12 protein-coding genes are annotated in these 10,642 nt (G+C 70.9%); 4 read left to right on the top strand and 8 right to left on the bottom strand.

The window, feature by feature from the left end:
- A partial coding sequence (locus KBZ33_RS17405) for an FAD/NAD(P)-binding oxidoreductase (protein ID WP_254954652.1) occupies positions 1-746 on the top strand: 746 nt, incomplete at its 5' end.
- On the opposite strand, the gene KBZ33_RS17400 is transcribed toward KBZ33_RS17405, so the two are convergent.
- Positions 691-1,584 carry a DUF89 domain-containing protein gene (locus KBZ33_RS17400; RefSeq protein ID WP_254954653.1) on the bottom strand — a complete coding sequence of 298 codons (894 nt, stop codon included), beginning with the start codon at positions 1,582-1,584 and terminating at the stop codon, positions 691-693. The genes KBZ33_RS17405 and KBZ33_RS17400 overlap by 56 nt on opposite strands.
- Before the next feature lie 271 nt (positions 1,585-1,855).
- Here KBZ33_RS17400 and KBZ33_RS17395 point away from each other — a divergent pair, with 271 nt between their 5' ends.
- From KBZ33_RS17395 to KBZ33_RS17385, 3 genes are read left to right on the top strand one after another with little or no spacing between them, the layout of a single operon-like run.
- Positions 1,856-2,365, top strand: a complete 510-nt coding sequence (locus KBZ33_RS17395; protein ID WP_254954654.1) for a hypothetical protein — start codon at positions 1,856-1,858, stop codon at positions 2,363-2,365.
- A gap of 39 nt (positions 2,366-2,404) precedes the next feature.
- On the top strand, positions 2,405-3,568 hold the full coding sequence (locus KBZ33_RS17390; RefSeq protein ID WP_254954655.1) for an exonuclease SbcCD subunit D: 1,164 nt from the start codon (positions 2,405-2,407) through the stop codon (positions 3,566-3,568).
- Entirely contained in the window at positions 3,565-6,585 is a 3,021-nt protein-coding gene (locus tag KBZ33_RS17385) for an AAA family ATPase (protein ID WP_255011866.1), read from the top strand. Before KBZ33_RS17390 ends, KBZ33_RS17385 begins: the two co-directional genes overlap by 4 nt.
- Positions 6,586-6,594: 9 nt before the next feature.
- On the opposite strand, the gene KBZ33_RS17380 is transcribed toward KBZ33_RS17385, so the two are convergent.
- Genes KBZ33_RS17380 through KBZ33_RS17350 form a run of 7 tightly spaced genes read right to left on the bottom strand, consistent with a single transcriptional unit; the run spans position 6,595 to position 10,584 of the window.
- Positions 6,595-7,254, bottom strand: coding sequence for a Na(+)/H(+) antiporter subunit B (locus tag KBZ33_RS17380; RefSeq protein ID WP_254954656.1), 660 nt, complete (start codon positions 7,252-7,254; stop codon positions 6,595-6,597).
- Positions 7,251-7,766 (bottom strand): hydrogenase subunit MbhD domain-containing protein, encoded by a 516-nt coding sequence (locus KBZ33_RS17375; RefSeq protein WP_254954657.1) that lies wholly within the window; start codon positions 7,764-7,766, stop codon positions 7,251-7,253. Before KBZ33_RS17375 ends, KBZ33_RS17380 begins: the two co-directional genes overlap by 4 nt.
- Positions 7,763-8,062 carry a monovalent cation/H(+) antiporter subunit G gene (locus tag KBZ33_RS17370; protein ID WP_254954658.1) on the bottom strand — a complete coding sequence of 100 codons (300 nt, stop codon included), beginning with the start codon at positions 8,060-8,062 and terminating at the stop codon, positions 7,763-7,765. Before KBZ33_RS17370 ends, KBZ33_RS17375 begins: the two co-directional genes overlap by 4 nt.
- Positions 8,059-8,307, bottom strand: a complete 249-nt coding sequence (locus tag KBZ33_RS17365) for a hypothetical protein (protein ID WP_015109571.1) — start codon at positions 8,305-8,307, stop codon at positions 8,059-8,061. Before KBZ33_RS17365 ends, KBZ33_RS17370 begins: the two co-directional genes overlap by 4 nt.
- A complete protein-coding gene (locus tag KBZ33_RS17360) occupies positions 8,304-8,723 on the bottom strand; it encodes a Na+/H+ antiporter subunit E (protein WP_254954661.1) in 420 nt (139 codons plus the stop codon). Before KBZ33_RS17360 ends, KBZ33_RS17365 begins: the two co-directional genes overlap by 4 nt.
- Positions 8,720-10,198 carry a proton-conducting transporter membrane subunit gene (locus KBZ33_RS17355; protein ID WP_254954662.1) on the bottom strand — a complete coding sequence of 493 codons (1,479 nt, stop codon included), beginning with the start codon at positions 10,196-10,198 and terminating at the stop codon, positions 8,720-8,722. Before KBZ33_RS17355 ends, KBZ33_RS17360 begins: the two co-directional genes overlap by 4 nt.
- Entirely contained in the window at positions 10,198-10,584 is a 387-nt protein-coding gene (locus KBZ33_RS17350; RefSeq protein ID WP_254954663.1) for an NADH-quinone oxidoreductase subunit K, read from the bottom strand. Before KBZ33_RS17350 ends, KBZ33_RS17355 begins: the two co-directional genes overlap by 1 nt.
- Positions 10,585-10,642: the final 58 nt, after the last annotated feature.

The following is a 10,642-nucleotide window of genomic DNA, read 5'->3' as shown; positions in this document are numbered from 1 at the left end:
TCCAGGCCAGCAGCGGGGTGGGCGTGAACACGCATGTGATCTTCTGCAGCGCCCAGCCGCAGCTGTATCCGGTGGAGGCCTACAACGCCAGCGTCGAGCGTGTCGTGGCGCGCCGGGGGATCGAGACACGCCTGCTCCACAACCTGATCGAGCTGCGCGCCGAGGAGCGGGTGGCTGTGTTCGAGGTGCTGGCCGAGGGCCGCGAGCCCAGGCGCGAGGAGATTCCCTACGACCTGTTGCACGTGGTGCCCCCGATGGCGGCGCCGGACGTGATCGCCAGCAGCCCCCTGGCGATCGCCGGGCCGGGGGGCTGGGTGGAGGTCGATCGATTCACCTGCCAGCACAAGCTCTACGGCGAGGTGTTCGCCCTCGGCGACGTGAGTTCGCTGCCCACCGCCAAGAGCCTGGCCGCCGTCCGCGGCCAGGCGCCGGTGCTGGTGGCCAACCTGCTGGCCCACATCGATGCTCGGCCGTTGCTGGCCCACTACGACGGCTACACCGCCTGCCCCCTGATCACCAGCTTCCACGATGTGGTGATGGCGGAGTTCGACTACAGCCTCCAGCCGGTGAGTTCCTTCCTGGTGGATCCCACCAAGGAGCGCTGGAGCATGTTCCTGGTGGAGACGCGCGTGTTCCCCTGGGTGTACTGGCACCGGGTGCTCAAGGGACGCCTGCACGAAAGCCGCTTCCTCAAGCCGTTCGGGCCCCTGGTGCGTGCCCTGGGGCTGGCACGCCGTGAGACTTGAGCAGCATCTGGGTGCCGATGGGCTGGCCGACAAGGGCTGCGATCACGCGACATTTCGCCTTGAAGAGAAAAAAGAGCTGGCCTGGCTCCTCACTCAGGGATTCATAATTTCCCTGCCCCTTGGCGATGATCAGGTCGGCGGCAGCAAAGCGATCGCGCAGGTCCTGGCTGCAGTCCAGCAGGATGGTTCCCGGGGCATCCGAGCCGTTGTCAATGACCTGCACGATCTGATCAAGCCCCACCCACTTGGCATCGTCTTGGGTGGCATCATTGAGGATCGGTGATCCCCGTACAACCAGGGTGATCGTCCTGGGTAGCAGCTGGTCAATCAGTAGGCGATCAAGAGCGATTTCACCCGCGTTATCGGCCAAATAGAGGATCGTTTCAGCCTTGGCGACGGCCGCACGGAACTGTTCCACATCGCCGTGGAATGGATCCATCAGAGCCCTCTCCAGGGCCTGGCGCACATCCTGCTCCGTGAGCTTGCCGTTGCTGCCCATATCGATGGCATTGCCGGCGATCGCCAGTCGGGTGGCCATCAGGAGAGGGTCGCCGGACGCCTTCACCTCAGCCTCAAGCAACGGGAGCATGTCCATCACGACGCTGTTCTGCCAGGCCTTCGTCTCGCGGTAGGGGTCGACCACGCCCGTCATCTCGCGAAGACGCCGGTGCAGGCACTGGGCCATGGCCGGTGGTGATGCTGTCAGGTCCATGCCTTCCGCCCAATGCAGCGCCTCCCTGAGCAGGCGCTCGTGGACCGATGCATCAGTCGTCACCAGTCGGGCCGCCTCCAGTGACTGACGCAGCAGGCAAGGAATGCAATCCAGCGATGTGTTCATGGCGACGAACGATGCAATCGTGCTGCAGGAATATCTCAATCTGCAGCATCAGGACTACGGAGCAGATCGAGGCTTGATGGCAGCGGTTCCCTGGAAGAGTGAGTGACACGCCAGAGGGACCATGGCGTTTGCGTGCCCACGCTAATGACGGTCTGCGCCTGCGCAAGCATTGGATATCCGCCTGCGCCGCATCAGGCGATCTGATTAGGTTGAAAATGTCCCTGCAGAACACCGCATGACAATGAAAAGAATTCTTGCTTTATTCGCCTCCATGGTGATGACGCCTTGGCGCCGCATGGTCGGCATCGGCCGTGCCGGGATCGTGGCGGTCGGGCTGTTCGTGCTGGCCTCGCTCCTCTCGCCAGCGGCCGCCTCAGCCGCTGATACCGAGGGCAACTGGAATCTTGATGACGGCGCTGGGCACCGCCTCGGCGGCATGATCTACGAATCGTCAGACATCAACGCGGCCAAGGGTCTACGCATCCGACTGAACGCCGAATCTCCCAAGCTGACCCTGGACCACGCCCGACCCCTGCGGCTCAGTGATGGCAAGCATCAGGACTGGAGTCTCGCCAACCTCAGCGCTGAGCTCACGGCCTCGGCCGGTGGCGCGATCCCGGCCACGTCCTCCCAGTTCGACGCCGGCTGCCTCGATCCGACCCCTGCCGACGGCCTGCCCCTGAAGATCACCGTGCCGAGCTCCGCCGGAGATCTGAGCTTTGACCTCTCCCCGGGCCAGGTCCAGACCCTCCACTCGCTGACGGACGCCTGCATGAACTGACGACCGCCTGGGAGCCGCAGGCCTCGGTACCTTGTTCCGATGCGCCTGCTGCACACCTCCGATTGGCACCTGGGCCGCAGCTTCCACGGCGCCTCGCTGCTGGAGGAGCAGGCAGCGGCGATCGAGCGGATCGCCGAACTGGCCCTGGAGCACGCCGTTGATGCGGTGCTGATCGCCGGCGATCTCTACGACCGGGCCATCCCGCCGGCTGAGGCCGTGGTCCTGTTCAACGTCGCCCTGGCCCGGCTCAGCGCCGGCGGCACCGCCGTGGTGGCCATTGCCGGCAACCACGATTCCCATGTGCGGGTATCGGTGTACGACCCGCTGCTCTCGGCCTTCGGCGTGACGATCCGCGGCGACGTGGGCCGGGCCCAGGAGCCGGTTCTGGTCACACCCCGTGACGGCGGCGCGCCGGTGGCCATCTATCCGCTGCCCTACCTGGAGCCGGCCGTGGATGGGCCGGCCCTGGCCGGGGCGCCGGTGCGTCTGCGCCACGAGGAGGTGACCCGGCTGGCCATTGAGCGGATCCACGCCGATCGACGCGCGCGGCCGCCGCAGCGTTCGGTGCTGGTGGCCCACACCTTCGTGGCCGGCGGGGAAACCTCGGAATCGGAGCGGGAGCTGACCATCGGCAACGTCGACCGGGTGAGCGTGGCGGCCTTCGCGGGCTTCGATTACGTGGCCCTGGGCCACCTGCATGCCTCCCAGCAACTCGATGGCCCCCGGGTGGCCTATTCGGGCACCCCGCTGGCCTATTCCTTCTCCGAACAGCACCACGTCAAGTCGGTACGGATCGTGGAGCTGGCCGCCGACGGGACAGCCACCGTGCAGGTGCTGCCCCTGGCGGTGGGCCGGCGCCTGTGCACCCTGCGGGGCCCCATCGACGAACTCTGCGGCGATCCCCGCCACGCCGCCGCCAGCGAGGCGCGGGTGCGGGCGATCCTCACCGACGACGTCCTGCCCCTGCAGGCCATGGCCCGCCTGCGGGCCCGCTTCCCCCACATCGCCGAGCTGCGCCACGAGCCCCCCGAGCTGGCCCGATCGGGGGGCGCCGAGCGCCACCGCCAGGTGCGCCAGGCCCGTTCGCCACTGCAACTGGCCACCGCCTTCTTCACCGACCAGCAGGGCCAACCGCCCGGTGAGCCTGAGGCCGAGCTGCTGCGGGCGGCCCTGGCGGCGGCGGAACGGGGAGGAGAGCGCTGAAGCCCCACCGGCTCGCGATCGAGGCCTTCGGGCCCTACGCCGATCCGGTGGCGATCGACTTCGACGTCCTGGCCGCCGAGGGGCTGTTCCTGATCCACGGCACCACCGGCGCCGGCAAGACCTTCCTGCTCGATGCCCTCTGCTTCGCCCTCTACGGCGAAGTGTCCGGCGACCGCAGCGTCAAGGGGCTGCGCTCCGACCACGCCGCCCCCGGCGCCGTGCCCCGGGTGAGCCTGGAGTTCTCCTGCGGCGCCGCCCGCTACCGGGTGGAGCGCACACCCGCCCACACCGCCCCCAAGGCCCGCGGCCAGGGCACCACCGAGAAGGCGCCCCAGGCGGTCCTGTTCCGCCTCGACGCCGGGGTGCCGGAGCGGGCCGTGGCGGCGAAGACCACCGAGGTGACCCGGGAGGTGGAACACCTGGTGGGGCTCAATGCCGCCCAGTTCCGCCAGGTGATCCTGCTGCCCCAGGGACGCTTCGCCGAGGTGCTGCGGGCCAAGGCCGAGGAGCGCGAAGCCCTGCTCAAGACCCTCTTCGACACGGTGATCTACGAGCGGGCCGGCTGGTGGCTCGAAGACCAGGCCCGCGCGGCGCGGAACCTGGCGCTGGACCAGGCCCGGGAGCAGGAGGTGCTGCGGCGCCGGGCGGCCGACGCCTGGGCCCCCCAGGCTCCCGCGCCGCCGGAGGGAACCGAAGCGCCGCCGCCCCCCGCCGATCAGCCTGGCCTCGAGGCGCTGGTGGAGCGGATCGGCGTCGTGGTGCAGGGCACCGCGGCCGCCCTGGGGGAGGCCTCCGCCAGCCTGACGGCGGCCCAGGCGGCCCAGGCAGCTCTCACGGCGCAGGCGGAGCGCTGGGACCGGCGCGCCACCGCCACCACCCGGCTGGGTGAACTGGACGCCAAACGGGAGACGGTGGAGGAGTACCGCCAGAAGCTCAGCCAGGCGGAGCGGGCCGAAACGTTGCGCCCCAGCCTGGTGGCCGAACAGGGGGCCCGACGGGAACTGGAGCGGGTGGAGCGGGGGCTCCAAGAGCAGTTGCGGACGGCGATCCAGGCGCGCGAAGGGGCGCGGGCGCTGCCGCCGTCGGTGCTGGGTCTGGATCTGGTGGGCCTGCCCTCCGCCGAAGCCCTCGCTGCAGCCGGCGCCGACCTGGCCGCCCGGCGGGCCGAGGTGCGGGAGCTGGCCTGCAAGGTCGAAGAAGCCGCCCAGGCCAGGGGGGCGGCGGCCGCCGCCAGCAAGCGGGCCGGCGAGGCCGAGGCCGGGCGGGCCACAGCCATTGCCCAGCAGGAGCGGCTGGCGGCGGAGCAGGAGCGGGCGCTGGCGCTGCTCAGCCAGGCCCGCAGCGCCCGCGACCAGCTCGAGGGCCTGCAGCGGGCCGCCCGGGAGGCCGATGGCCGCGCCGTGGCCGCCGAAGCCATCGCCCCGGCCCGGCAGCGACAGCACGCGGCCGAGGCCGCCAGGAACGGCGCCGATCGCCAGGTCAACACGGCGGCCGCCGGCCTCAACGAGCTGCGGCGGCGCCAGATCGAGGGCATGGCCTCCCGGCTGGCCGGGGGTCTGGCCGCCGGGGCCCCCTGCCCGGTCTGCGGCGCCACGGCCCACCCGGCGCCGGCCCGGCCCTCGGACGACGCCGTCGATGACGGGGCGATCGCCGCCGCGGAAGGGACCCTGGCCGCGGCCACCCAGGCGGCGCAGGCGGCCGCGGTGGCCCTGGCCAACGCCCAGGCCGCCCTTGCTGCCGTGCTGGAGAAGGCGGGCGATGGCCCCGATCCGCTCGCCGCCCGCCAGGCCGCCAGCACCGCCGCTGCGGCCCACCAGGCGGCCCAGGCCCTGGCCGACGGTCTGCCGTCACTGGAGCAGCGCACCGCCGATCGGGAGCAGCAGCGCCAGCAGCTGGCCAAGGCCATCGAGGCGGCCAGCACCGCGATCGCCCTGGAGCGCCGGGCCGCCGCCGAGGCCAGCCAGCGCGAGCAGACCCTGGCGACTCAGGTGGCGCGGGAGCTGGGGGAAGGGCTGGCGCCTGGCGCGGTGCTGCGGGCCTTCGGGCCCCTGGAGGCCGCCCTCAAGGCCCTGGTGACCGGGGCCGGCGCCCACACCCGCGCCACCAGCGAGCTGGAGCAGGCGGCCCGGCGGCTGGGCCAGGAGCTGGCCGCCTCACCCTTCGCCAGCGCCGAAGCTGCGGCCGCCGAGCTTCAGGACGAACCCAGGCGCCAGGAGGTGAAGCGGCGGATCGAGAAGTATGAAAAGGACGTCATCGAGCTGCGGGGGATCCTGGCCGCCGCCGATCTGGCCGATCTACCGGAGACCCGGCCCGACACCGCCACCGCCCGCGAGGCCGTGGTCGGCCTGGACGTGGCCCGCACCCTGGCGGTGGAACGCCACAGCGAAGCCCGGAGCGCCCAGAAGGAGATCACCCGGCTGGCGGCCGAACACCGCGAGGGCGCCGCTGGGCTGGCTGTGAAGCAGGAACGGGCCGAGCGGCTCAGCGCCGTGGCCAACCGCTGCCAGGGCAAGGCGGCCCCCTACATCTCCCTGCAGCGCTGGGTGCTCTCGACCTACCTCGCCGACATCTGCGGCTACGCCAACCAGCGGCTCGCCCTGATGACCTCCGGCCGCTACCAGCTACAGCTCACCGATGAGGGGGGGCGCGGCGGCCGCAACGCCGGTCTGGGCCTGGAAGTGCTGGATGCCTACACCGGCGAGAAACGGGAGGTGAGCAGCCTCTCGGGCGGCGAAACCTTCCAGGCCTCGCTGGCCCTGGCCCTGGGCGTGGCCGACACGGTCCAGGCCCACGCCGGCGGCGTGCCCCTGGAGGCCCTGTTCATCGACGAGGGCTTCGGCAGCCTCGACCCCGACAACCTGCAACTGGCCATGGACGAACTCGACCGCCTGCGCGAAGGCGGTCGCATGATCGGCCTGATCAGCCACGTGGGCGCCCTGCGCGAACGCATCCGCGGCGGCCTCGAGGTGATCGCCGGCGACCGCGGCTCCAGCCTGCGGGTGGGCGTCACGGCCTAGAGCTGCCTTCTAAAGCAATCCCCGATAGCGCAGGAACAGCTGCACCATCGCCCAGGAGCCCAGGGTCACCTTGAGGGCCACCAGCAGGTTGAGCAGGGGGATCCAACCCCCCGAGGCCAGGGTGCCGAAGGCGCCGGCGGGCAAGGGAACCCCCCAAAGGGCGAAGGCGGAAAGGAGCACAAAGGCGATCACTGCGGCCTTCTCCCAGAGATCGGCCCGGTAGCGGCGATAGAGCCGCTCAGTGAGACTGGCCGCGCCGCTGATCAGCACCAGGCCGATGGCCGTGCCGCCGGCCACGCCGGCCGCGAAACCGCCACCCGGTGACAGGTGGCCGCGCAGGGCGAGCTCCACACCGATCAGGGCGGCGATGGTGGCACCGACCTGGCAGAGCACCACCGAGGGGGCATCGTTGATGGCCCGGATGCTCGTCTTGGCGGGCTCCCCGGCCAGCAGGAAGCGCACGCCGATGGAGGCCAGGGTGAACACCACCACCTCGGCGATGGTGTCGTAGAGGCGGGTGTGCAGGATCACCCCCGACACCAGATTGGGCACATCGGTGATCGCGGCGAGGGACGCGATCATCGGGCCGATGGGGGGGACCGGAGGCAGGCTTTCGGCCAGTGGGGCCAGGCAGAGAGCGGCGGCGGCCAGCAGGTAGAGCCAGGTCATGGCAGCTCCCGCAGCAACAGTTCCCCGCCGCCCTGCTGCCAGCGGCGGAAGCCCTCCAGGGCCTGCAGCCGCTCCACCAGCCGGGGATTGGCCAGCTCCAGCCGCGGGCCAGGTCCGAGACGGCCGTGGCAGGTGCTGGCCTGCTCCGGATCGGGCGGCAGCAGCCGCAGCCGCAGCGACAGCGGCTCCAGCCAGTCGCGCAGCTGCTGCTGGCAGGCCTCGCTGGGGGGCTCCGCGGCCGGGAACGACAGCCGCAGCGTCATCGAGGAACGCAACGCCACCGCATAGAGCGTGGTGGACAGCAGGGTGCCCACCAACGCCTCGGTGATGGCCACGTCCGGGGCGCCCAGCAGGGCATAGATCAGGGTCGACACCGAACCCAGGACCCCCCGCAACACCAGGGTCTGATAAGGATTCGACTGACTCACCAGCAGCACGGCGGTGAGCGGCAGCAGGGCGGTGATCGGCAGGAGCAGATCCAGCTCCCCCGCCAGGGACACAGTGCCGCTCATGACTCCGGCTCCCGGCGGGAGGCCAGCGAGCAGTTGGCCAGCACGTAGCCGAAGATCGTGTTCCACAGGATCAGCGCCACCAGAGCCAGCACCAGCAGGGGCCACTGGCCGGGGATCCGCAGCAGCAGGCCCAGCAGCATCAGCGCCGAGCCGAGGGTGTCGGCCACCGAGAGGGCATGCAGCTTGCTCAGGTAGCTGCGGCTCTCCAGCAGGGGCCAGGTGCCCCAGAACCAGAACACCAGCCCGGCCCCAAGCAGCAGCAGGCTGGCGTGATCGGCCAGGACGGCGAGGGTCATCGCTCCGTCCCCCGCAGCAGGTTGGCCAGCAGCAGCAGCCCGGCGTTGCCGGCGCACAGGACGATCACGCCGGCCAGGCCCAGCATCCGGTCGCCCCGCACCGCCGACACCACCAGGATGATCAGGGCCACCTTGCTGGCGACGCTGGAGAAGGCCGCCAGGCGGTGCCAGACGTCCGACGGCCGGCAGGCCACCGCGATCGGGATCAGCAGGGCCAGCACCATCCCCCAGAGCAGCACCGTCATGGGGTCTGGTCTCCGCGTCTGGGCCCTGGTGTCAGGGAATGGATCCGGTAGCGGCGCCCGCCGTCCTCCAGGCCGAGCACGATCGTGAAGGGGGTGAGGGTGATGCGGAACACGTCCAGGAACACCAGCAGGGGAATGGCCCCATCGGTGGTGACTTCGCTGGTCTCCTGCTCCACCGGCTCGCGGCCAAAGATCAGCCGCAGGGCCTCCAGGTAAGCCTGGGGAACGGCCAGCAGGCTGCGCCCCAGGGCCCGCAGCAGAGCTGGCAGGGGCAGGGGCCTGGAGTGGGCGCGGGGCAGCAGCAGGGACACCACCAGGCCGATCAGCAGGTTGAGGCGGCTCAGGTCGGCGGTGAGCAGGCACCAGACCGCCAGCCGGAATCCAGTGGTCAGCAGCAGGGGCAGCAGACGTCTCATCGCACCCACACCAGCAGGCCGGCCCCCACCACACCGATGCCGCCAATCAGATCGGGGAAACCCTCCAGGTCGGGCAGCCGGAACCAGGGGCGGCGCCGCAGGGGCTGCAGCACCCGGTGCAGTCCCACCCCGGCCGCCAGCACCAAAACCGCCTTGGCCGCCGCCGGCCCCAGGGCCGGGCTCCAGCTGCGGGTGGCCTCCCTGGCGCCCAGCAGCACGAGCGCCGCCAGCAGCAGCAGCACCCCGGGCGACCAGGCCGGTTCGGCTGGCGCCATGGCCTCAGGCGGCGGCGTCGAGGGCCGCAGGGGGGCACTCCAGAAGCGGGCGAACACCGCTGCCGTGCCCACGCTCAGCAAGCTGAGCAGCAGGCCCGTGGGCCCCGGCAGGACGCGATCGAGGTTGGACTTGGCGAAGAAGCCCAGCAGCGGCGGCACACCCACGATCGACAGAGAGCCGATCCACAGGGGGACCAGAACGCCGGTGGGCAGGGGCCGGCCGGCCCAGCCGGCCAGGTCGCGGCCGGGGAAGCGCCGGGCCACCAGGAACAGGGCGGACTTCGCCAGCCCGTGGCCGAGGGCGTAGAGCCCTCCGGCGGCCGGCACCAGCAGCACCAGACCCATCTGGGAGAGGGTGCTCCAGGCCAGCAGCCGTTTGGCCTCCGGCTCCACCAGGGCGAACAGCAGACCCAGGCCGGCGCTGGCCAGTCCGATCGTCGGCAGCACCGTGGCCAGGGTGGGCACGGCGACACTGAGCCGCAGCAGGGGGACGATCCCGGCGGCGACGACCACGCCGGAGAGCAGGGCCGAGACCTCCGCCGGCGCTTCGGCATGGGTGCGGGGCAGCCACAGCCCCGAGAGGAACAGACCGGCCTTGGTGAGCAGGCCCACCAGCAACAGGGACAGGGCGGCGGCGCCGGCGGTGGCGACGGCCTCGAGCTGGAAACTGCCCTGGTCCAGATAGACCAAAGCGGCACCGATCAAATAGAGCGTCATCACCGTGTTGCTGATCAGCAAATAGCGCAACGCCAGCCAGAGGGAACGCTCCGATCGGGTGATCAGGATCAACAGGAAGGCACTGATGCCCACCACCTCCAGGGTCACGTAGAGGCTGATCAGGTCCACCGCCACAAAGGCGGAGGCCAGCCCCCCGTGCAACACCATCAGCAACAGCAGGAACGGGCCCGGCAGCGGACGGCACCAGCCGTCGAGCACCACGGCACCACACACCAGGGCATTGAGGAGCAGGAAAGGCGCCGCCAGCGCGTCGGGCTGCAGCACCACGCCGTAGGGCCCCAGCAGGTGGAGGCTCGCCGGCAGGGCACCGGCCAGGATCGCGGCGGCCACGGCGGCGGTGGCGAGGCAGCAGGCCAGGGCCAGCCCGCGGGCCAGGGGTGGCAGCAGAGCCGCCAGAAACGCCGCCGTGAAAGGCAGAAGAAGCCAGGCGATGAGGAGAGTCTGGCCGGAGAGGGGCGGCATCAGCGCCGGCCTCCCGCTTCGAAACTCCCCATTTCGAAACTGCCCAGATCAAGGCTGGGGTCCACACGGGACAGGCGGGTGATCACCACCAGCAGCAGGGCCTGGATGGAGAGGCCGATCACGATCGCCGTGAGGATCACGGCCTGGGGGATGGGGTCAGCCAGGGCCACGGAAGCTGATGCCGGCTCAGGGGCGACAGGGTCCGTCAGGATCGGACTCTGCAGGCCGGAGCGCGCCGCCACGAGCACGAACAGGGCCACCACGGCCGACCCCATCACGTCCATGGCCAACACCTTCAGGAACAGGTTGCGGCGCAGCAACAGCCCCACAAACCCCACCAGCACCGCCACCAGGATCAGGAGCTCAAGCAGCCGGAAGGCCTCCACGGGACACGGCGACCCGGAGGACGGCCGGGATTTGGAGCGAGATGGTAGCCGTTGCGTC

Origin of the sequence: Cyanobium sp. Cruz-8D1 (genome assembly GCF_024345975.1) — a bacterium.
GTDB lineage: Bacteria > Cyanobacteriota > Cyanobacteriia > PCC-6307 > Cyanobiaceae > Cyanobium.
This window is presented reverse-complemented; position numbering and strand designations above follow the sequence as displayed.